Origin of the sequence: Corynebacterium sp. HMSC14H10 (genome assembly GCF_001807105.1) — a bacterium.
Taxonomy (GTDB): domain Bacteria; phylum Actinomycetota; class Actinomycetes; order Mycobacteriales; family Mycobacteriaceae; genus Corynebacterium; species Corynebacterium jeikeium_D.
The window spans coordinates 74,751-97,514 of record NZ_KV787407.1 but is presented as its reverse complement, the minus strand read 5'-3'; the positions used below and the strand labels follow the sequence as shown (position 1 = coordinate 97,514).

Here is a 22,764-nt window from a genome sequence, read left to right as displayed (position 1 = left end):
ATGAACTAGCGGTCGAGGCTGACGTCGACGTCCGCGCGAGTTTCCACTGCATGAGCAGCAATCTCGTTAGCGGCCTTGTCAGTCAGCTCACGTTCAGCTGCCAGGGTTGCTTCGACACGTTCGATGAAGACCTTAATCTCCTTCTCCATCGTATCCTTGTCCCAACCCAGAGCTGGGGCAACCAGTTCAGCGGTGGCCCGGGCGCTGTCGACACCGCGGTGTGCGTACTCCATGGAGACACGCAGGCGGCGCTCCAGGATGTCGTCGAGGTGCTTTGCGCCTTCGTGGGTCACTGCGTAGAGGACCTCAGCGCGCATGTACTGCTCAGCGGCCTCCAGTGGCTCGAGCAGGGACTTGTCCTCAGCTGCCGGAGCCAGAACCTCGTAGATAAGGGAGCCGTAGCGGTTGAGCAGGTGCTCGACCTGCTTCTCGGTGATACCGAACTGCTTGGCCAGCGCTGGCTTCTGGTTGTTCAGTGCGTGGTAGCCATCGGCACCGAGCAGCGGGACATCAGCGGTGACGGACTCTGGTACCTTGCGTGGAACATCCTGGACTGCAGCGTCAATGGTGTCGGCGCCGATGACGCGGTAGGTGGTGTACTTACCGCCTGCGACGGAGACCATGCCCGGAGCAACGTGGGCAACAGCGTGGTTACGGGAGAGGTTAGTGGTGGAGACGGAGTCGCCTTCCACCAGTGGACGCAGACCCGAGTAGACACCGACGATGTCGTCGTAAGTAATCGGACGACGAACCTTGGCGTTGACGTGATCGAGGATGTAGTCGATGTCAGCGCGGGTAGCTGCCGGGTTTGCCAGGTTCATGGTCCAGTCGGTGTCGGTGGTACCGATAATCCAGTACTCACCCCACGGGATAACGAACAGGACGGACTTCTCAGTCACGAAGGTCATTGCCACCGAGCCCTCAAGAGCGGACTTCGGAATAACAATGTGGACACCCTTGGAGGTGTGGACGCGGAACTTGCCGGTGACGCCAGCCAGCTTCTCAATCTCATCGGACCAAATGCCGGTGGCGTTGACGAAAACGTTGCCGCGGATAGTGGTGGTCGCGCCAGTGTCGGTGTCAAGGAGCTTCGCGCCGACGATGCGCTCGCCTTCCTTCACGAAGTCGACAACCTGGGTGGAGGTGCGGACGTCAGCGCCGAAGTGAGCAGCGGTGCGCAGGACAGTCATGGTGTGACGGGCATCGTCAACCAGAGTGTCGTAGTAGCGAACGCCGCCGACCACGGCATCTTCCTTCAGGCCCGGAGCCTGCTTCAGGGTTCCCTTGCGGGAGTAGTGCTTCTGCATCGGAACCTGCTTGGCGCCACCCATGACGTCGTAAAGGAAGAAGCCCGATGCCATGAACGGACGCTCCCATACGCGGTGAGTCAGAGGGAAGACGAAGCGCAGTGGCTTAACCAGGTGCGGTGCCAGATGCGACATGGACAGTTCGCGCTCGCGCAGGGATTCAGCTACCAGGCGGAAGTCCAACATCTGCAGGTAGCGCAGACCGCCGTGGAACATCTTTGAGGAGCGGCTAGAGGTGCCGCCTGCGAAGTCACGAGTTTCAATGACCGCAGTCTTCAAACCACGGGTTGCGGCATCGAGCGCAGCGCCAGCGCCTACAGAACCGCCGCCGATAATGACGACGTCGTATTGCTCGGTACCGAATTTCTCCCAGGTCTTTTCATGCTGTTCCTTGTTCAGAACTGCAGATGGGGCGAGAGATGAAGAGGACGACATTTTCCAATCCTTCCCGGTGGGGGCGTTGATTTTTTCGTCGAAGAGAATTTCTCGGCTCACGGCTCAGGTTACCAAAACTCGGCTTACTTGTGAGCGCCAACCTACGGTTACGTAGATATAAATAATGGGGCAAAAAGTCACGAAAATCGCGCCAGTAATGTTGTCCGATTTTCCGCAGGTAGATGGCTATGTTAATAGAGGTTTTCCACTTTTAGACTGAAAGTCGGCTGGCAATGAAACCCCCATAATGGGGGTATCAAAGATGGCTGATGGGTGGGCAATGGGTGCACGGCGGGCGTGTGGCGTATATGAGAGGCGATGACTGGAACTGCGCTCGCATTTACACATGAATATGAGCCTGTAACGACATTTATTCACGAGTCTCAGATACCAGTACATATTGCCCCGCTAAGGGGTGCGAAAGATTGTAGAGTAAAGGCCATGTTCAAGGATCCTGTGTACTTAACGATTATCGGATTGGCGCGCACCGTCTTCTTTGCCCAAGGTTTGAAGTTCACCGTTAAGGGCTGGGAAAACGTGCCGAAAGACTCTGGTGCCGTTCTCGTTACTAACCACACCGGATACATGGACTTCACCTATGTCGGTCTTCCATTCCGCAAGCACCGCCGTTTTGTCCGTTTTATGGCGAAGAAAGAAGTTTTCGACCACTCGGTCGCCGGACCAATCATGCGTGCTTGTAAGCACATTCCGGTCGACCGCACTGACGGCTCCAAGTCTTTCGAAGAGGCCTGCGCGAAGCTGGAAAACGACGAGTTGGTAGGTATCTTCCCGGAGTCGACTATCTCGCGCAGTTTCGAGGTCAAGAATTTGAAGTCCGGCGCAGTGCGTATGGCGCAGCGCACCGGCAAGCCCATCATCCCCGTGCTGATTGTGGGATCCCAGCGCGTGTGGACGAAGGGGCACCCCAAGCATCTCGGCCGCAGCAATACTCCGATTCACATTACGGTTTTGCCACCGTGGACACCGGAGGGGGATCCGGCAGAAGCCACCGAGAAGCTGCACGAAATCATGGATCAGGGCGTTCGTCAGCTCTGGGACGAGTACGCAGCTGAAGAAGGTCCCCTGCCGAAGGGCGCCTACTGGGTGCCGGCTCGTCTTGGCGGTGGCGCGCCGACTTTCGAAGAGGCACAGGCAGAGGACCTGAAAGTCGAAGAAGAGCGCCAGCGTATCCGTCATTTGCGCGGTGACCTGGCTGCATTCAAGGAAAAGCTAGCCGAGTCGGCGCGTGAATTCGGCGATAGTGCGCGTGAGTTCGGCGATCAGACCAGGCAGCAGTTCCTCGATGCCTCGCACACGATGAGCGCGGAGTCTGCTCGTCGAAGGGAACAGACGACCGCGCTGTTGGCGCAGTTCCGTCAGTCTGTGGAACAGATGGCTGATGATGTCGTCGCCGGCGCCAAGGAGAGCAAGGAGTCCGTGCGTACTGCCACGGATTCGATGCGTGTGACGTTCCGCGAAGCGTACGTGCAGCTCGAGAAGGCCTCCGCCTCTGGTGTTGAACAGACGCAGCAGACCGTTTACCGTCTTATCGGCCAGTCGATGATGATTCGCGACAAGCTTCCACAGCGCTTGAACAGGCTCATCGCCGCTCAGCCGGAGACGTTTATCTTCGATTACCCCGCATCGCTTGCCGACGACGCGGGCACAATTAGCGAAGAAACTATCAAGGCCTTGCAGCAGCTCGGTGATGTCGGAGCCACAATCGTTGTTCTGCACGAGTCGGGAGATAAGCCGAATCTATCGGCTTTGGAATCGGTTGACCTGCAGGTCGTGGAACTTCCGGAGGGCGCCAGCAAGCTGGACGTCACAAATGCGGTGGTTAGCACGCTGCGCAAGCAGGCTCGCAAGGAAGAAACCGCGATTCTTTTCGCCGGTCGCTCGAACTTTGAGGAAGCTACACAGCGTGTCGGCATGCCGGTAGTTATGGCCGATGCGGACTGGGCCTTGCTGAAGAACGCGGACTGGGTAATTGACACTGTCGAGCATGGGGGAGTAGCTGCAACGCTGCAGTTGTTGCACGACCGGTTCTGCGATGACGGTGAAGATGGCAACAGTGAGGACGGCAAGTAGTTCGCCGTGACCGAGAGACTACATCCACTACTCGTAGCTTCGGATATTGACGGGACGTTCATCGACTCGCGGGAGCGGGTAACTCCCCGCCTGCGACAGGCCGTCACGCGAATGCTACGCCGCGGCACCCCGTTGGTGCTGGCCACGGGAAGGCCGGCCCGGTGGTTGCAGCCAGTGCTCGAGCAGCTGCCGGTTCAGCCGTTGTGCGTGTGCGCCAATGGCGCCGTGATTTACGACTCCGGCCGTGATGAAGTAGTTGCCGCCAACACACTGAAGCCAGAGACGCTGCGATACGTCGTTAAGCATGCGCGCGAAGCGACGCGATCCATCGGTGGAATCGGCATTGCGGCAGAGCGCGCTGGGACATCGGCGAATGACGCCATCGATGAGCTTTTTGTGGTGGCACCGTCCTATGATCATGCGTGGGAATCGGATGAGCACGGTGAGCTTGCTGAAGAGGCCGTGTTGTCAGAACCCGCGACGAAACTCTTGCTGCGAAACTCAGATGTGAACAGTGCCCAGCTATATGAACTGGTCGCCCCCGCAATTGACGCGAGCCTGGCGCACGTGACCTACTCCATGCCGGACGGGCTTTTGGAGGTGTCCGCGCCGGGCGTGACTAAGCGCGCCGGGCTTGAATACGTATCTGAACTGGTCGGAGCGACCGCGAAAGATGTGGTCTGCTTCGGTGACATGCCGAACGATATCGAGATGCTGTCGTGGGCGGGCACGGGTGTGGCCATGGGCAATGCGGCTGACAACGTCAAGGAGATTGCAGACGAAATCACCGCCACCAATGATGATGACGGTGTTGCTCGTGTGCTGGAGCGCTGGTTCTAGCTAGCCTCGAGGTTTTTCCCCGCGCCAGCTGGCTGACCAGTGCTCGACAGCGTCTGCTTCGGGTTTACTGCAGCGTTTACTTCAGCTCGGTCTTGACTTCGCCGGTGGTGCGGTCGAAGGTGATTGAACCGTTCTGGAACTCAGCGCGCTCGATGTTTCCATCGACCACCTGGGTCTTCGTCGGAGCGCCCAGCTTGCCGACCTCGAAGCCTTGGCGGGCCCACTCATCAGCAATCTTGCCCCAGATAGCGTGAGCGCCGGTGGTGTCGGAGTCGGTGATTACGCCGTTGGAAAACTTCACGTAGCGCAGGGCATCGGCCTGTCCAGCATTGTTCGCCACGGTAGAACCGCTCTGGATACCGGACATTGCGTAGCCGAGAACCGAGCCCATTTCCTCGGAAACTTGGCGCCATTCGGCAGCCAGGTCGTTCTGCTCATTGATAGTGATGATCTGGTCAATCAGGACCGGCAGGTCAGCAATCGATGGGCCGTTTTCAATCGAGCGTCCAACGGCACCCAGAATCGCATCGGCGGTCTGTCCGAGCCCCGGTGCGCCGAGCATGCCCAGCGCCGAGGCCAGCATCGAACGTGCACCCGAGACTGTCTCCAGAGCTTGTGCCTTTTGCTGCTCGTCGGATGCGCTCGGCGAGGAGGAGTTGCTCTGCTCGCTTGCCGACGGTGCGGAGGAGTCAGCCGTAGCAGTGTCACCGGTGTTCGTGGCGTCGGTTGGCTCCGAGGTATTCGAAGTACCCGAGGTGGTCGAGTCGGAGCTCGACGTTGTCGAAGAAGTGGTGCTCGATGCGCTCGAGGACTTCTCGGAGGACGAGGTCGTGGACGTACCCGTGGATGCCGAGGTGGTCGAAGTGGTCGAGGTCGACGTGCTCGACTGCGAGTCTGTGTTCTCGGTGGTCTTATCGTCCTTTTCATCCTGCGGAACGAGGAGATCAATCAAGCCGTCAGGCCCCTCATTATCAATCTTTCCGCTGGTGAGTGTGTTGTACTTCTTCTCGGCAATCGAGCGGATTTTGCCCATCTGGGCGTAGCCAGCATCACCTGGGCAGGTGGTGTTACCAACATCGCGGTGCGCGAAGATGGTCGGCAGAGTGACCTGCTTGCCGTAACCATACTTGGAGTAGCTGGTGCCACCCGAAGTCATCTGAATCTGGCCGGTCGGCTTGACGCCGGCGACCTTCAGACGCCAACCAATCATGTTGCCCACCGAGTTCAGTGCAGCCTCACTGGGAGCAACCGATGTGTAGTTACCCATCATGGAGATGCCGAAAGTACCGGTGTTGAAGCCACCTGCGTGAGCGCCCTGGACATTCTTATCCAGGCCACCGTAGCGGCCCTCGAAGATGTTGCCGTACTTGTCGACCAGGGCGTTGTATCCGATGTCGCACCAGCCCAGAGTCTGTGCGTGGTACTGGTAAATACCGCGGACGATACCAGCGGACTGGCTCTCGGTGTAGTTGTTTGAGCCAGCGGTGTGGTGCACGGTGGCACCGACAAGCTTGCTGTCGTAGTCCGCGCCCTTACAGCGGTTATTCTCGTTGGCACCCCAGCCGGCACGGGTAATGACCTTCGGCATGCCCGTGACATTCTTGGCGTCCACAATTGGGTCGATGCCGGATGCGGCAGCCTGGCCGTCAATAAGCACTGCGTCGACCTGGTCGATTGGCAGTTCATCGGCGACTGGCTCGATATCCGTCCACTTCACTGGGAGGTTCGGCGAGTCCAGACCTGCAGCGTCGTTAGCGCTCGGAGCGGTCGGGTCATCGAGTGCGTCCTCAGGAGCTGCATCCGGAGTCTGCTGGTAGTCGGAAGCGGCATCGTCAACGGCCTTGGCGACATCCTTGGCTGCATCCGTAGCGGATTCCTTTGCATCCTCCACAGCCTTCTTGGCGCCCTCAGCATTAATCTCGTCGAGGTTGAGCTTGGACAGATCCAACTTCTCGGCGCCCTTGATGTCCTTCAGATCCACGCCGGAACCCGGGCCGAAGATGTTGAGCCCGTGGGTGGAAACCTGAACACGCTTGGTTGGCTCGATGTAGATGAGCTCCGTTCCGTTCAGGCCGTTGCCATTGCCTTCAGCGGGGTAGTCTGGGTCGACGCTGAACCAGTCGGACCAGGAGCCATCGGCGCGCTCGGCGCGGACGAAGCTGGCGATATCAGGGTCACCGGCCCACGTCAGCGCAAACTGGGAAAACTCGGTATCGGAGGTAATTTCCTTGACGACACCGCGGTTGGGATGAGCCTCGTCGGCAAGCGACTGCGTTGCGATTGCCGCGTCTTCGACGAGGACAGAGGCGCTGTCTGCAAGCGACTTGCTCTGGACAACCGCGTCGATGGGGCTGGTGCCGTTTTCCTCGATGAGGTCATAAGCGGCACCTGCGCCGACAACGGCAACGGGTGTCAGGGCAAGGGTCGCCACGGCAGCGAGTACCAAGGATTGCTTGGCACCTGCGCGGCGATTGATGCGGCGGCGACTAAACACGGTAATAACTCCTGGGTGATTGCGAAGATCTGGTGCTACACCACAAATGTGATGTGGTTATGCCTGTTGTGGATAAGCGGGAGACTTAGTTCTGAGGTGCGAACCAGGCCTGCGTAGCTTCGGCAGGGTTGGCTGGCAGGGAATCAGTTAGAAACTCACCGAGAACCTCGCCTGGTGTGGGCGTTTCCACGTTTCCGAGGGAACCGCCGTTGTCGCCCGACTCGCCGGTGCCCGGAATCGACGGAATGCTGGCGGCCTCTCCGTCCTGGTTGTTCGAATCCGTCGAGCGGCCGGCGATACCCGCTCCGCCGGCGCCATCAAACTTGGCTTTGGCTGCAGCGCGGATGGCATCCATCTGCTGGTAGCCGAAGGTGCCCGGGCATGAGGTGTAGCCGGTGTCGCGGTGGCCGAAGATGGCCGGGAGGTTCACGGTCTGGCCGGAGCTGTAGCGTGCCTTCGAGTAGCCGGCGCTGGTCAGTGCGGCGGTGGACATCGGATCGACGCCACCGACCTTCATGCGCCAGCCGACCATCTCGCCGAGTGCAGTGACGGCCGCATCCGGAATCTCCAGCTGGTCGTGATTGCCCATCACCGAAATACCGAAGGTGCCGTTGTTGAAGCCACCTGCGTGTGCGCCTTCGATGTTCTTGTCCAGGCCGCCGTAGCGCCCCTCGTAGATGTTGCCGTACTTATCGACCAACGCGTTGTAGCCAACATCGCCCCAGCCCAGCGTCTTTGCGTGGTAGGCGTAAATGCCTCGGACAATGGCTGGTCCCTGCGACTCTGAGTAGTTATTGGAACCCGCGGTGTGGTGGATGCACGTGCCCTTGAAAGTGCTGTAGGAGCTCGAACCGCTGCGGATGGACTCATCTGCGCCCCATGCTGCACGGCTGATTACATTTGGCGCACCGGCAATCGACGACTCGTACGCAACTGGCTGAATAACCTCGCCGACCTGCTCTACGCCGTCGATGAAAACTGCCTGGACGGCGTTGAGGGACAACGCGGCCGTAGCACTGACGAGGTCCTGCAGGGAACCGCCGATGGTTGCGGGGTCAAGATTGTCGATACCAATGATGTTGCGTGGATCTAGGCCCTCGAGGAGGTTCAGTCCGACAGTCGACACCTGCACGCGCCTGGTGGGCTCAACGAACAGCAGCTCGGTGCCGGACTGTCCGGAGTTATTCATCGGGCCGTGAGAATCAGCGTGGAACCACGGGCCAAAGCTGCCGTCTTCACGCTCGGCGCGAACGTAGAGCTGCAGGTTGTCATCGCCCGGCCAGGTCAGGGCGAACTGGGAGAACGGTTCGTCGCGGGTGATGTCCTTCACGAATCCGCGAAGCGGGTGCAGGGCATCGGTAATGGCATGCGTGCCGACGGCTGCGTCGTCAATCATCATCGTGACAGCGTCAACCAGCGGCGATGTCGAGATCTTGGCTGCGATGGGGCCTACGCCTGGGCTTTCAACCAGGGTAGGGGCCTGGCGAATGCCCCATGTTGCTAGTGGAGCTGCGGCAGTAGTAGCTGCCAGTCCATAGAGGAAGGTGCGACGGCCCATCGACGGGGCATTGATGCGACGGCGAGTTGGCACGGTAAAAGCTCCAAAAAAATGGGGTACAGGGTTATCGACCCGAGGCCTACCTCGGGGTCGAAGGGAAGGAAAGTTGCAAAGCAACAGAAAATTCTGAGGAGGATGTTACCAGTGTGACTAAAAAAATCTAGTGAGACATCTGTGTTTCCCCGTTAATTTTGGGAAAATTATCAAATAATGTGACCAAACGAACGTTGGGTTGGGCTCACGTGGACGTCGTAAAGCCCGCGTGTACACCCGCAAACCGGATGGAAATGCAATAGGTTTTAAGGCGTGAGTAGCGAAAAGAACACCACTGCCAATGAATTTGCTCCGAAGTCCCTACAGGACATCAAGGACAACACCTACGACCTCATCGTGGTCGGCTCGGGTTTCTTCGGTTTGACCGTTGCTGAGCGGACCGCCAATGAGCTGGGTAAGCGCGTGCTCGTTGTCGAACGCCGCAACCACATCGGTGGCAACGCCTACTCGGAGGCAGAGCCGGAGACTGGCATCGAGGTGCACAAGTACGGTGCGCACCTGTTCCATACCTCTAATAAGAAGGTGTGGGACTACGTCAACCAGTTCACTGACTTCACCGACTACCAGCACCGCGTGTTCGCTATGTACAAGGGCACCGCATACCAGTTCCCGATGGGGCTGGGGCTGATCAACCAGTTCTTCGGCAAGTACTACAGCCCGGACGAGGCGCGCCAGCTGATTAAGGACCAGACCGATGGTCTGGATCCGCGTGACGCGAAGAATCTTGAGGAAAAGGCCATCTCCCTGATCGGCCGTCCGCTGTACGAGGCCTTTGTCAAGCACTACACCGCCAAGCAGTGGCAGACCGACCCGAAGAACCTGCCGGCCGGCAACATCACCCGCCTGCCAGTTCGCTACACCTTTAATAACCGCTACTTCAACGACACCTACGAAGGTCTGCCTGTCGACGGCTACACCGCCTGGCTGGAAAACATGGTGACCTCCGACAAGATTGATGTCGTTGTTGACGCCGACTGGTTTGAGGTGCGCGACGAACTGCGCGCTGTCTCCCCGGACGCCCCGGTCGTCTACACCGGCCCGCTGGACCGCTACTTCGACTACGCAGAGGGCAAGCTGGGTTGGCGCACGCTGGACTTCGAGATGGAGGTTGTCAACACCGGCGATTTCCAGGGCACTCCAGTGATGAATTACAACGACGCGGATGTGCCGTACACCCGAATCCACGAGTTCCGCCACTTCCACCCGGAGCGCGATTACGTCAAGGACAAGACGGTAATTGTTAAGGAATACTCCCGCTTCGCCGACGATGACGACGAGGTGTACTACCCGATCAACACCCCGGAAGACCGCGAGATGCTGGAGGCCTACCGCAAGCTCGCTGCAGCAGAAGCGCAGGAGAACAAGGTTCTCTTCGGTGGTCGTCTGGGCACCTACCAGTACCTGGATATGCACATGGCAATCGGTTCCGCACTGTCGATGTTCGACAACAAGATTGCGCCGTTCTTCAACGACGGCGAAGCAATCGAGCAGGAGCGCGGGCACTAATTTGCCGCTTGCGGCTCCCGCGCTAGTATTGCGCGAGTGTCGCGCGAGAAAATCCAAGCCGAAGTTCCCCAGCAGGGAGCTGGGCAGGTTCCCCAGCAGGGGCCATTGCTGCAGCGTGTGAACAAGTTTCTCACTCTGCCGGTGGCTCCCGTAATTCTGGTTCTCATCGGTTCTCTTGGCACACAGGCCGCGGCCGTGCTGGTCACTGGCATGCTTTCCACGGTCGGCGCGCCGGGCATATCGGGCCTGCGCATGACCGCCGCCGCCATCATTATGGTGGTTCTGTTCCGACCAAAACTGTCCGGAATGACCCGCGCCCGCGCCATCAACATCGTGGTCTACGGCATCGCCATGGGCATGATGAGCATGATGATTTACGCCGCCATCGCCCGCCTCCCACAGGGTGTCGCCGTCACCATCGACTTCCTCGGCCCCTGCGTCGTGTCTTTCCTGGGACTGAAAATGTGGCGTTCCCGCCTGTGGGCCATCGTCGCTTTCATCGGCGTTGCACTGATTGCCCAGCCCTCCAATGACCTGGACCCTATCGGCATTGGTTACGCCGCAATCGGCGCGATCTTCTTCGGCGCTTACACGCTCTTCTCCGCCCGAATGGGCAGCACCGAAGGCGGTGGCATGCCAGATTTGGCGCTGTCAGTGGTCGTCGCAGCAATCGTGCTCGCGCCGTTTTCTGTTTCCGCTGCACCGCTTGTCGACGGTTCGATGTGGGCCACCATCGTTATTTCCGGGTTTATTGGCGCTGTTATTCCCTACGTGATGGACACCATCGCTGCGGGGATTGTCTCAGCGGCGGTCGTCGGCACGCTCTTTGCACTGGACCCGGTCATCGGTGCAATCCTGGGCTGGGCGTTTTCCGGTGACCGAGTGACTTGGTCCATGGCGCTGGGCATCGTGCTAATCGCGGCGGCTGGCGCGATTATTACCTGGCGCGGGGCGCGGGAGTCGCGCGAGCTGCGGGGGCTTGCGCAGTAAAAATGCGGATACCAGAACCCGCCGAAAAGTGGGGTTTCGACGTGTTCTGCTGGAAAACAACAGTGAATGCGGGTAAGTTTGTCGAAGATTTATTGTTTCTTAAGGTAATTCCCTGAAGAGGAAACACGCCTGATAGCTCCCACCGGCCGTGGGGAATCGCACATTGTGAGGAGAATGCACACGTGAAAATCACCTCTACTTTCCGTGGTTGGCGCCGAAAGGTTGCAGCCGTTGCGTCCGCAGTAGCTGTGGCTGCGTCTGCATTGACCATGGCGCCGGCAGCGAGCGCGGCGGGTGACCGAGGCTCGCTGCGCCCGGGTTGTGAGTGGGATTCGTACCGGTACTTCACCCAGAAGTGCCAGGTTTATTCGCCGGCCATGGATCGTAATATTCCGGTTCAGATTGTGGCCTCGGCCAATGGCGGTAACAAGGCTCTCTACCTGCTAGATGGCCTGCGTAGCCCGGCTGATGCCTCAGACTGGGTGGAGCACGGTAACGCCCCACGTACTTTTGAGGGATCCAACGTCAACCTGGTTATTCCAGGTGGTGGCGGCGGTAGCTTCTACACCGACTGGAAGCGTCCGTCGGTTAGTGTGCACGGTCCGTTTGTAAACATGTGGGAGACTTTCCTGACTCAGGAACTGCCGGTTTACCTTGAGCGTGAGTTCGGCATTTCTCGCACTGGTAACTCCATTGCAGGTCTGTCCATGGGCGCATCTGCTGCACTGTCGCTGGCATACAACCACCGAGACCAGTTCGGTCAGGCTCTTGCCTTCTCCGGTTACCTGCACACCACTGCGCCGGGTATGACCACTGCAATTGAGGCTGCTCAGTTGTCGGCTGGCTACAGCTCCTTCGACATGTGGGGTGCGCCTATGTCAGCGGAGCGTGTCCGCAATGATCCGTACCTGAACGTCGAGAAGATGAAGGGGCTGGATCTGGTTATTACCTCGGCAAATGGTGTTCCGGATGAGGTTCGTGACCCGAAGAACCTCTACCGTGTTGTTCCGAAGGCCGGTGGCGTTGCGCTGGAGTCGCTGTCCCGCTTGTCAACCCGCGAGTTTGAGTTGCGTGCTCGTACCTCCGGTTTGGATGCCACCTTTGAATACGAGCCGACCGGTATCCACGATTGGCCGACCTGGGATCGCAACCTCCAGAACTCCAAAGCCCGCATCGAAGGTTTCCTCGGAGCTTAAAACTAGAACCTGAACGAAAAGTCCCTATGCGCAGCAGATAGTCCGCAGCGCGTAGGGGCTTTCACATTCTGGCCTGTCGCTAGCGTGGCAACAAGAGGCAATCCGCCACGGGCACTAGGATGCTATGAGATAGAAACGTCGGTAACTTATCGGCGGCTACACCCCCGGTAGACCTTTCGGAAAGTGGTTGATACGTCTCATGGCATCACAGCCTGAACAAAAGCGGACACATACCCCGACAACGTCGTCAAGCCTTGCCGTTGAACGCCTGCAGCGGATTCTGCTGCCAAAATTGGGTGAGCCGCGTGATGTCCGCTCGCTCTACTTGGTTGAGCCGGAGACTAATGCCGGTCGTGTGCAAGCGCATTCGCGCACGTCAGCCACCATTCCGGCGGGTGATGAAGTTAGTTTTGAAACCTATTTCAATGCGTTTCCGGCCAGCTACTGGCGCCGGTGGACGAATCTGGACAATGTTGTCCTGCGCCTGGAGCTGTCCGGTACCGCGCGCGTGGACATCTACCGTTCGAAGATTGACGGTGCGCGTATCGCCGTGACCGGCGAAGTTGTCGGTGACCTGGGCGCTGCTGCTGAAGGCGCAGAAGCCAAGGTGGACGGCAAGGATGTGCATGTTTGCGAAATCCCAGTACCGCTGACGCAGTTTGAAGACGGCGGCTGGATTTGGTTTGACCTCACCTGTGAGACGGACGTGGTAATCCACTCCGCAGGTTGGTACTCCGATATCGAGGCACCGAGCCAGACGTACCCGGACGGCACAGAGCATCCGGCGCCGGAGGGGCGCGTCACTATCGGTATCCCGACGTTCAATCGCCCGACCGACGCAGTTGCTGCTCTTGAGGCGCTGTCCTCGGATTCTGAGGTCGATGCCATCATCGATGCTGTTTTGATGCCTGATCAGGGCACTAAGCACCCGGCAGATGAGCCGGGCTTCGATGCTGTCGCCGAGCACTTTGGTGACCGCCTGCGTATTTTCCCGCAGGGAAATCTCGGTGGTTCCGGCGGGTACTCCCGCATTATGTATGAGGCCCTGGGCGGTCCGGATTCGGATTCGAAGCGTGCGACCGATAGTCCGTTCATTCTCTACATGGATGACGACATCGCCATCGAACCGGATTCCATTCTGCGTGCGGTCGCTGTCGGCCGGTTCGCGAAGTCCCCGATGCTGGTCGGCGGTCAGATGCTGAACCTGCAGGAGCGCAGCCACTTGCACTCGATGGGTGAAGTCATCGGCCGCCATGACTTCATGTGGACTTCCGCTCCGCACGTCCACTATGACCACGACTTTTATGCGCACCCACTGCGCGATCGCGGGGAGCACGGCACTAACGCAACCGGTGAGGTTGTCGATTCGAAGGATCTTCACCGTCGCATCGATGTTGAGTTCAACGGCTGGTGGATGTGCCTGATTCCACGCGTCGCCGCTGAGACAATCGGTCAGCCGCTGCCACTGTTTATTAAGTGGGACGATGCCGAATACGGTTTGCGCGCAGGCAAGGCAGGCTTTCCGACGGCTACGTGGCCGGGCGTCGCAATTTGGCATATGGCCTGGTCGGACAAGGATGATGCGATTGATTGGCAGGCGTACTTCCACCTGCGCAACCGCTTGATTGTCGCGGCCCTTCAGCACGAGGGCGATGCTGCCGGTATCGTGCGTTCCATGCGCAAGGCCACTTTCAAGCACCTTCTGTGCCTGGAGTACTCCACTGTTGCCATCCAGAACGAAGCCATGAAGGACTTCCTGGCAGGTCCCGAGCGTTTATTCGACATTCTCGAGTCCTCGCTGCCGCGCATCAATGCCCTGCGCAAGAGCTTCCCCGACGCGGTTGTGCTGCCGAGTGCAGGCGATCTGCCAAAGCCCTCCGGTATTCCGGGGATTCCGACAAAGGATGTCGGTGGTCGTCTGGGCAAGCTGAAGAAGGTCGGTTGGCTGGCCAAGGGCTTGCTTCACAGCGTGCGCCCGGAAAACTCCGAGCACCATGCGGTGCCGCAGGCAAACCTGGCGCCGCTGGAGGCTCGTTGGTTCTCCCTGTCGCGTCTGGATGGCGCAACGGTCACCACCGCTGACGGCCGTGGCGTGGTGTATCGCCAACGTGACCGCGACAAGGCCAAGGCTCTGCTGGAAGAATCCTGGGAGCTGCAAAAGCAGGTTGAGGAGCGGTTCGAGCAAATGCAGGCACGCTACCGCGCAGCCTATGACGATTTGACCAGTAGGAAGGCCTGGGCGAATGTCTTCGAAAATTAAAGGCGATCCGTTCGGCGAGTCCGACGTTCTCGTTAATATTCAGCACACGCTTAACGACGTTCCGGGTGTGCTGCCCACCGCGCGTGCCATGAGCTATTTCGGTGAGCACGCCCTTGGGTGGATGGGGCTCGCTGCCCTCGGGGCGGCGGTGGATAAGGAGCGACGCATTAGCTGGGCAAAGGTCGGTGTGGCCGCCTTTACCTCGCATGCGGCATCGGTGGTGCTTAAGCGCATTGTCCGTCGCCCGCGTCCCCATGACCGTCGTATAGCAATCGGCGTTGGTACGCCAAGCAAGCTGAGTTTCCCGTCCTCGCACGCGACGTCGACGACGGCGGCGCTGGTGGGGATTGCAAAGTTGGGTTACCCGGCAGCACCGGCCGTGGGCGTGCCGGCGATTATGCTCTCCCGCCTGGTGCTGGGAGTGCATTACCCAACCGATGTCGCTCTCGGAGCAGCGCTGGGTACAGCCACTGCTCTTGCGGTGGACAAGATAGGTGATAAGGTCATCGAGCCGAAAAAGGCGCAGCATAACCAGGGTGGACAGCCCTCCATTGCGGAAAGGAATGCACAGTGACACAGGCGGCGAACGACAACTTGGCCAATGTGTCGGCCAACCAGAGGCGAGCTTCTCAATCAAGGATTGGGTCCGAGCCGCACACTTCCGGTATCGATGAGCCTGCGCACCCGCAGGGGCATCCGCCGAAGAATCTGCTGGACGGCATGATCAAGGCGCTTCGCCCGAAGCAGTGGGTGAAGAATGTCCTGGTCATTGCGGCTCCACTGGCGGCCGGCAACGAGATTATGGACTCGGGACGTTCGATCGGCACGCTGACCGTCGACATCCTGGTGGCGTTTGTGGCCTTCTGTTTGGCGGCATCGTCGATTTACCTGATTAATGATGCCCGCGATGTCGAAGCTGACAGGGCGCACCCAACCAAGCGCTTCCGCCCAATTGCCGCTGGCGTACTGCCGGTTAGCATGGCGTACATTATGGCGGCCGCACTGATTATTGGTTCGATTGCGGTGTCCTGGTTTGCCTCTGAGGGGCCGGGGCTAGCAATTGTTGTGGCTGTATACATTGCACTGCAGCTTGGTTACTGCTTTGGCCTGAAGCACCAGCCGGTGATTGATATTGCGCTGGTGTCCTCTGGTTTCATGCTGCGTGCAATGGCCGGTGGTGTTGCGGCCAACATCAACCTGTCCCAGTGGTTCTTGCTGGTTGCCGCCTTTGGTTCGCTGTTCATGGCAGCCGGTAAGCGTTACGCTGAGCTGCTGTTGGCGGAGCGCACAGGTAAGAAGATTCGTAAGTCGTTGCAGGGTTACACCGCGACTTACCTGCGCTTTGTGTGGACCCTCGCTGCGACCGCCGTGGTGCTGAGCTACGCGCTGTGGGGCTTTGAGATGGGCCGCGCGCCGGGCACTTCGTCGACTTCGGCTATTTGGTACGAGATCTCGATGGTTCCATTCACTGTGGCCATCCTGCGCTTCGCAGCCGACGTTGACCGTGGTGATGCAGGAAGCCCGGATGAGATTGCGCTCAAGGACCGTCCGCTGCAGGCACTGGCTGTGCTGTGGCTGCTGTCCATTGCCATCGCTGTCTACGCTGTTCCAGTTCTGGGGTAGTTTCCTGTTCTTTTCCCTTTAAGCGAACTGCGATTTCCGTCGGGTTCTCGTCGGGTTCGGGTGGTAGCTGAAAGCCCATGCACCGAGGGGTGCATGGGCTTTTCTGTACCTCGTTAGTACTTAGGTTGTGTTTGGGGTTCTTGTAGGCGTGTTTTAGGTTTCTCAGTTAGTCCTACGGATCAGCCGGGGGCAGAATTACAATTTTGTAATTCCATGCTGGTAAACATTGTTTCTCCTTGTGGTGGATAGTTTTGGGGAGAAATGTGAGAAATATTACGGAATGATTACGATTTAAACTTGGATGTAGGGAAACGATTGAGTATCGTTACATACTCGAGATTCTTTTGTGGGGTCTCCAGTTGTCGCGTCACAACTGGAAGCAGAAAAGCGAAAGCTCGCGTAAGCGACTGCCTCCGAAAAGTCTGGCGCGGAGGTAAGTCCGAAAGTAAAGAGGAGAACGATGAGCTTTACTGCAGTGAGTCGTAACTTCACGGTGAAGGTCGTAGCTGCCCTTGTGGCTGTTGCAATGGTGTTTGGTGGCATCATGCTCGCATCCGCGAAGGATGCGAGTGCTGATCCAAACCGTGATCGACTGCGTCCAGGCTGTGAGTGGGATCCATACAACTGGTGGGTTCAGTACTGCCAGGTCTTCTCGCCGGCTATGAACCGCAATATTCCGGTTCAGATTAAGGCGGCTACTGGTGGCGGCGATGCGTCCCTGTACATGCTCGACGGTCTGTGGGGCTTTAATAAGGGCGCGTCCGGTTGGATTTGGTCGGGTCACATTGCTCAGACCTTCGCCAATGACAACATCACTCTGGTTGCGCCGGCTGCTGGCGACGGCTCCTTCTATGCCGACTGGAGCGATCCGGCCGTGACTTCCGAAGGGGTCAAGACTCAGAAGTGGGAAACCTTCCTGACTCAGGAGCTGCCGGTCTATCTGCAGCGTGAGTTTGGTGTCAACCCGAACCGCAACGCAATCGCTGGTCTGTCCATGGGTGCGGCTGCGGCGGTTTCTCTGGCGGCCCGCCACCGTGATCAGTTCAAGCAGGTTACTTCGCTGTCCGGTTACTACCAGATGTCCAACCCAGTTGTTGCTACGGGTACCACTGCAATGGTGGCTAGCACTGGTGTAGTGAATCCGACTGGCATGTGGGGTCTTCCGGTTCCGGCCTCGGCGGAACGCCAGGCCCATGACCCTTCGATGCTGCTCGACCAGCTCAAGGGGCTGCCGATGTATGTTTCCTCCGCCCAGGGTGTTCAGAGCCTGTGGAGTGATCCGGAGGTTTTGAACCGTCCGGTGCCACAGCTCCCTGACACCGTCTGGCGTGCCGTGATGGAGTCCGTCTCCCGCGCTTCGACGCAGCGCTTTGAGCAGGATGCTCGCGCTGCCGGCCTCAATGCGCAGTTTGTCTACAGCCCCAACGGTATCCACTCGTGGGAGCTGTGGGGCCGTGATGCCGCGCTTGCTCGCCCGCACATTCTTCGGGCGCTGGGGCTTTAAGCCGGTAATTATTTCAGGGCACTCTGGCGCTCTGGCGCGCTGGCCTAGTTCTGGTGCTGGATGACTTCTTAAAGGGACTAGCTTCTTAAGACGTCTCAATTTTGAAAAAGACCAATCCTTTTGTTGGGGTTGGTCTTTTTCTGTGTTGAGTCCGGTTTGGATGCTGAGCGGAAGGTGTGGGTAACGGCTTAAAGAGGGGCACAAAGAGTTGCGCTGTCAAAGCTTGAATTCAGTTCCGTTTGCGTGTGTCTCCACGGTTTTTACCCGTAAGAGGGTAAACATGAGAGTCGAACCTTAAAGTAAAGGGTGAAGCTATTCAGGTAGCTATACCGTTTGTTTCGCAGAACGTGTGTGAGATTCTTCGTGCAGCGGCATGCCGGAGGAGGGGAACCTTCGGATACGTTGCTGGTCACCACGTAATTCCGCGAAGTCGAACGGTAAACGCATAGCTCTAGCGCCGCGTGATGCTATCTGCAGGTGCCTAATCGGCGCCGGTGCAACACTCAACGTCTCAAATAATTTCAACCAGCGACTTTGTAAAGGGAAGCCCTCTTATGCGCGTAACCGCTAGATTCCCCCGTGGTGGCCTCGGCAACAGCCGGAAGTCATCGCGGGCGTTGACCGCACTTTTGGCACTACCGTTGACTCTCGCTCTCGGTGCCCCTGCTGCAGTGGCGGAACCGGAGCCAGCTCAGCCAGGTCTGCCTAGCTACGAGGAGCTTCAGGCCGTTCAGGGGCAGTTGGCTCAATCTGGAGACCTGGGAGACCTTGCTAAGGCCGCTGAAGCAGCGCAAGCTGCTGGTGCGCAGCTACCTGGCCTGGGTATGCCGAAGCCGATGCCAGGGCCGGAGCGTACGCCATTTAAAGTCGATACTCCCGCAGTGGCGAACCTCCCCAGCGGAGTCAGCGTAGACAAGGTCGAGTGGTACACAGATCACCACGTCATTGCGCACATTCGCTCGGCTGCCATGCCGGAGAAGCCAATCCAGGTTGAGATTTTGCTGCCGCGCGATTGGTACCGCGACAAGGAGCGCACATTCCCGAGCGTCTACCACCTTGACGGTATGGCATCGTTTGATGACTACTCCGGTTGGATTCGCGCTACTAATATCGAGCGCTTCTACGAGGACAAGAATGTCCTGGTGGTTATGCCTGCCGGCGGTACATCGTCCTTCTACTCTGACTGGGATCAGCCGGATAACGGTCAGAACTACAAGTGGGAGAGCTTCATCACTAAGGAGCTCGTGCCGGTTATCACCAACGGCTTCCGCGGCAACGATGAACGCGGCATTATCGGTATCTCCATGGGAGCTACCGGTGCTTACAACGTTGCAGCACACTCTCCGGAGCTGTGGAAGTTTGCCGGTAGCCTCTCTGGTTACCTGGATATGACTTCGCCGGGCATGCCGCAGGCAATCTCTCTGGCGATGAAGAACACCGGTGGCTATGACGCGACGAAGATGTGGGGCCCGCTCGGTTCGCAGCGTTGGAAGGACAATGATCCGAAGCTGAACATCGACAAGCTCAAGGGCATGTCGCTGTACATCTCGGCGGGTAACGGCAACACCGGTGAGTGGGACGTGCCGTCGCAGATCGATCCGACGAAGCCGGACAATCCGACCGGTTACGCATTGGAAGTGCTTTCCCGCATGACCAGTGAGACCTTCATCCGAAATGCTCGCGAAAAGGGCGTCGAGCCGGTTGTGAACTTCCGGAGCTCGGGTACTCACACCTGGCCGTACTGGCAATTCGAGGTCAGTCAGGCCTGGCCAACGCTGGCCGATGCACTGCAGTTGCCGGAGTCCGATCGTGGCGCTGTCTGCCGCGTAGGTGGCGAGATTGAAAAGGCCGTCGCATCGCTGCCGGGAATCGGCACCTGCCTGTCGGATGAGTATGGTGTCGCCAAGAATGGCGTGGCTCAGGACTTCACCGGCGGTACCGCCTACTGGCACCCGGATTCCGGGGCACATGTGGTCTGGGGACGCATCGGTTCGCGTTACAACGAGCTCGGTGGTCCGTCCTCGCCGCTCGGCTACCCAGTGACCAACGAACTGGCTACGCCGGATGGCTCGGGACGCTTCGTTCACTTCGAAAAGGGCTCGATTTACTGGACTCCGGAAGGCGGAGCCCACGAAGTCACCGGCGACATTATGAACGTCTGGGGCAAGGCCGGCTTCGAGACCGGTCCGCTGGGCTACCCAGTCGCCAACCACCGCGATATTCCGGGCGGTGTCGCTCAGGACTTCCAGGGTGGCACCATCGTCAAGATCGGCGGCGAAGAACCTCGCATCGTGCGTGGTGAAATCGGCCGTGTCTACAAGGAGCTCGGTGGCGCTGAGTCCGATCTGGGTCTGCCTGTCGACGGCGACGAGGTCAAGCTCGCCCGCGGCGCTTTCCAGCGCTTCGAACACGGTGCCATTTACTGGACTCCGGAAACTGGTGCACAGCCGGTGCGCTCCAACGACATCACTGACCACTGGGGCAGCACTGGCTACGAAAATGGCCCGTTCGGCTACCCGGTCGGCCCACTGCAGCCAGTCAAGGCCGGCGGTCTTGAGCAGCAGTTCGAGGGTGGCTGGATTCGTCAGCTCAACGGCAAGATTGTCGAAGAGCGCAATAAGCCAGAAGCGCCGGCCCCAGCCGCCGACAACGGTGATGACAAGTAAGCCAACCAAAGCAGGGCACTGAATAAGGGATAGACAAATGTCCATGAACAAGTCCTTCCGGACACTGGCTACAACCACAGCTGTTGCGCTGCTGACCTTCGGAGTGGCCGCCTGTGGCAGTTCCACAGTGGAATCTTCGGAGGTCACCTCGTCGACGACTACGAAGACCTCCACGACGTCGTCAAGCACGAAGACTTCTGCGCCGAAGTCGAGCGAAAAGTCTGCGCCGGAGATCACAGATCCCCAAGCTAAGCGCGTGGACGAAGCGCCCGATGGGCAGATGAAGCTCAGCGAGGCGGACGATTCATACCTCGGAGCGCTGGAAAAAGCGGGAATCGATGTTGATGGGGTGGAGGATCAGCTCATCGGCACAGGTCGCGCGGCATGCGCGGACGCACCGGAGGAGGAGCGTGAAGTCATCGCGCTGGCGATTGCCGGGCAGCTGGTCGCACAGGGGCGCTCACAGGAAAGTGCCGAAGAAGTGGCGAAGACTATTGCAAGCTCCGCTAAAAAGGCGTATTGCTAGCACTCATGCGTAAAGTGCTGACAATTCTGGCGGTCATTGTGCTGGTGGCCGCTATTGGCTTCGGCGTAGTGCAATGGCTTAACGACGACCAAGGCGGTCAAACCCCACCGACCCCCGGCGACGATGGTGGGATTCTGGCCGAACAGCCCGAGTGGTGCCCGGCGGTAGAAGTTATCGCGGTGCCCGGAACTGCGGAATCGCGTGCTGACGATGACCCAATGGCCCCGACCGCGAACCCACATTCGCTGCTGCTTGGCCTGACAAACTCGATTTCGCAGTCCTACTCGGAGGGTGATGTCAAGGTCTGGACTACGCCGTACCCGGCACAGATTAAGACACATCAGCTGCCCGACCAACTCACCTACGATGATTCGCAGGCAGTCGGGCGCGATGTCACCGCTAAGGAAATGGCTGACTTACACGGGCAGTGCCCGCTGACGGACTTCGTCCTGATGGGCTTCTCCCAGGGTGCGGCTATTGCAGGTGACTTGGCCTCTGACATCGGCAATGGCCGCGGTGTCGTTCCGGCCGAGCGCATCGCGGGCGTGGCTCTGTTGGGCGACCCGCGGCGTGACCCCAATCAGGGCGTGAACCAGGGCGTTCCGCTGGCTGGTGTGGGTGTCGAGCTGTCGTTGCAGCCGCTTGGCGGCATTGTGCAGGCTGTGGTTCCGGGCGCAACGATGCGCGGTCCACGAGACGGCTTTGGGCCTCTTAATGACAAGGTCCAGAATGTCTGCGTGCCATCGGATTCCTTCTGTGATGTTCCTCCGGCAGTGGCTGATGCGATTGCGCGAGCGCAGGAGATGATTGCCGGCGCAGGAGCGCATGCGACCTACGCCACGAATGACGTAGCAATCCCGGGTACGACTCCGCTGGCCTGGACTGAGGGCTGGACTCGCGAACTGATTGAGCAATCGCTGGCGCGGTAGGGGCAGCTCAAAATGTGCGAGACGCCCCCGACGGGGACTTGCTGTTAGAATCTTGCTCAAGAACTGGTGTTTAATGTTTCAAAACAACAGTTTCGCTAAAACTTCGAAAGAAATTGACGAAGTTGCAGGAAGCAGTCTGAAGGAACCGGTTATTATCGCCCAAGGAACTGCTGTTCATGACCGGGGAAATCTAGGCGAAAAGGTAGGGTGCAATGACGAATCCGACAAACCCATATGGAGATTTCGACGAAGACGGTATGCCGAGGTCCAAGGGGAAGTTCGCTAACAGCTCGGGTGCTTACAGCTCCGGTATGCCGTACTCGGATCCATACCCACCGCAGCAGCCGAACGTGGGGCAGGGCTATCAGGACCCGAGCCAGCACAATTTCCACAACGGGTACTCGAACCCGTATCAGAGTGGTTACCCAAACCAGCAGGCGCCGGCGTATTCCGCTGGCTTCAGCGGCCCGAACCCGCACCAGGGCTACGGGGTCGCAGGTTCCCCTGTCTCGGATAAGTCCAAGATTGCAGCGGCTCTGCTTGCCTTCTTCCTGGGCACCCTCGGTGTTCACAATTTCTACCTGGGGCACAACTCGCGTGGTGCTATTCAGCTAGCACTGACGGTATTCGGCTGGATTACCGCCATCTTCCTGGTTGGCTTCTTCCTCATTATCGGCGTCAGCATTTGGGCATTTATCGAGTTCATTTTGATTCTCGTCGGTAGCGGCTCCTACGCCTATGACGCAAATGGGCGCCGCCTGCAATCGTAGGAGCCTCGTCCGAAT

Annotated in this window: 16 protein-coding genes; 13 read left to right on the top strand and 3 right to left on the bottom strand. The window is 58.8% G+C overall.

Going from position 1 to position 22,764, the window contains the following annotated elements; all coding sequences use genetic code 11:
- Positions 1–5: 5 nt before the first annotated feature.
- Positions 6–1,742, bottom strand: coding sequence for a glycerol-3-phosphate dehydrogenase/oxidase (locus HMPREF3135_RS00395; RefSeq protein ID WP_070437293.1), 1,737 nt, complete (start codon positions 1,740–1,742; stop codon positions 6–8).
- A 441-nt stretch (positions 1,743–2,183) separates the two neighbouring features.
- Here HMPREF3135_RS00395 and HMPREF3135_RS00390 point away from each other — a divergent pair, with 441 nt between their 5' ends.
- Positions 2,184–3,833, top strand: a complete 1,650-nt coding sequence (locus HMPREF3135_RS00390) for a lysophospholipid acyltransferase family protein (protein WP_070437291.1) — start codon at positions 2,184–2,186, stop codon at positions 3,831–3,833.
- A 6-nt stretch (positions 3,834–3,839) separates the two neighbouring features.
- Positions 3,840–4,673, top strand: a complete 834-nt coding sequence (locus HMPREF3135_RS00385; protein WP_070437289.1) for a Cof-type HAD-IIB family hydrolase — start codon at positions 3,840–3,842, stop codon at positions 4,671–4,673.
- Positions 4,674–4,749: 76 nt separating this feature from the next.
- On the opposite strand, the gene HMPREF3135_RS00380 is transcribed toward HMPREF3135_RS00385, so the two are convergent.
- A complete protein-coding gene (locus HMPREF3135_RS00380) occupies positions 4,750–7,167 on the bottom strand; it encodes an N-acetylmuramoyl-L-alanine amidase (RefSeq protein ID WP_070437287.1) in 2,418 nt (805 codons plus the stop codon).
- 85 nt (positions 7,168–7,252) lie between these two features.
- Positions 7,253–8,758, bottom strand: coding sequence for an N-acetylmuramoyl-L-alanine amidase (locus HMPREF3135_RS00375; RefSeq protein ID WP_070429913.1), 1,506 nt, complete (start codon positions 8,756–8,758; stop codon positions 7,253–7,255).
- 330 nt (positions 8,759–9,088) lie between these two features.
- On the opposite strand from HMPREF3135_RS00375, the gene glf reads away from it, so the two are divergent.
- The 11 genes from glf (at position 9,089) to HMPREF3135_RS00320 (ending at position 22,749) form a co-directional block, all read left to right on the top strand.
- On the top strand, positions 9,089–10,285 hold the full coding sequence (gene glf, locus HMPREF3135_RS00370; RefSeq protein ID WP_069359745.1) for a UDP-galactopyranose mutase: 1,197 nt from the start codon (positions 9,089–9,091) through the stop codon (positions 10,283–10,285).
- A gap of 36 nt (positions 10,286–10,321) precedes the next feature.
- Positions 10,322–11,275, top strand: a complete 954-nt coding sequence (locus tag HMPREF3135_RS00365; protein ID WP_246818283.1) for an EamA family transporter — start codon at positions 10,322–10,324, stop codon at positions 11,273–11,275.
- Positions 11,276–11,457: 182 nt separating this feature from the next.
- Positions 11,458–12,471, top strand: a complete 1,014-nt coding sequence (locus HMPREF3135_RS00360) for an alpha/beta hydrolase (RefSeq protein WP_070437285.1) — start codon at positions 11,458–11,460, stop codon at positions 12,469–12,471.
- Between the two features lie 199 nt (positions 12,472–12,670).
- Positions 12,671–14,731: a glycosyltransferase gene (locus HMPREF3135_RS00355; protein WP_070437283.1), complete on the top strand. Its 2,061-nt coding sequence runs from the start codon at positions 12,671–12,673 to the stop codon at positions 14,729–14,731.
- Complete coding sequence (locus HMPREF3135_RS00350; protein ID WP_049190962.1) at positions 14,715–15,305, top strand: phosphatase PAP2 family protein; 591 nt, start codon at positions 14,715–14,717, stop codon at positions 15,303–15,305. The genes HMPREF3135_RS00355 and HMPREF3135_RS00350 overlap by 17 nt, the downstream gene beginning before the upstream one ends.
- Positions 15,306–15,334: 29 nt before the next feature.
- Positions 15,335–16,354 carry a decaprenyl-phosphate phosphoribosyltransferase gene (locus tag HMPREF3135_RS00345; RefSeq protein WP_070437330.1) on the top strand — a complete coding sequence of 340 codons (1,020 nt, stop codon included), beginning with the start codon at positions 15,335–15,337 and terminating at the stop codon, positions 16,352–16,354.
- A 460-nt stretch (positions 16,355–16,814) separates the two neighbouring features.
- A complete protein-coding gene (locus HMPREF3135_RS00340) occupies positions 16,815–17,858 on the top strand; it encodes an alpha/beta hydrolase (protein ID WP_070437281.1) in 1,044 nt (347 codons plus the stop codon).
- Positions 17,859–18,412: 554 nt separating this feature from the next.
- Positions 18,413–20,524: an alpha/beta hydrolase-fold protein gene (locus HMPREF3135_RS00335; RefSeq protein ID WP_070437279.1), complete on the top strand. Its 2,112-nt coding sequence runs from the start codon at positions 18,413–18,415 to the stop codon at positions 20,522–20,524.
- 37 nt (positions 20,525–20,561) lie between these two features.
- Positions 20,562–21,050 carry a DUF732 domain-containing protein gene (locus tag HMPREF3135_RS00330; protein WP_016421642.1) on the top strand — a complete coding sequence of 163 codons (489 nt, stop codon included), beginning with the start codon at positions 20,562–20,564 and terminating at the stop codon, positions 21,048–21,050.
- A 5-nt stretch (positions 21,051–21,055) separates the two neighbouring features.
- Positions 21,056–21,979 carry a cutinase family protein gene (locus HMPREF3135_RS00325; RefSeq protein ID WP_070437277.1) on the top strand — a complete coding sequence of 308 codons (924 nt, stop codon included), beginning with the start codon at positions 21,056–21,058 and terminating at the stop codon, positions 21,977–21,979.
- Positions 21,980–22,191: 212 nt separating this feature from the next.
- Entirely contained in the window at positions 22,192–22,749 is a 558-nt protein-coding gene (locus HMPREF3135_RS00320; protein WP_070437275.1) for a TM2 domain-containing protein, read from the top strand.
- The last annotated feature ends 15 nt before the right edge of the window (positions 22,750–22,764 follow it).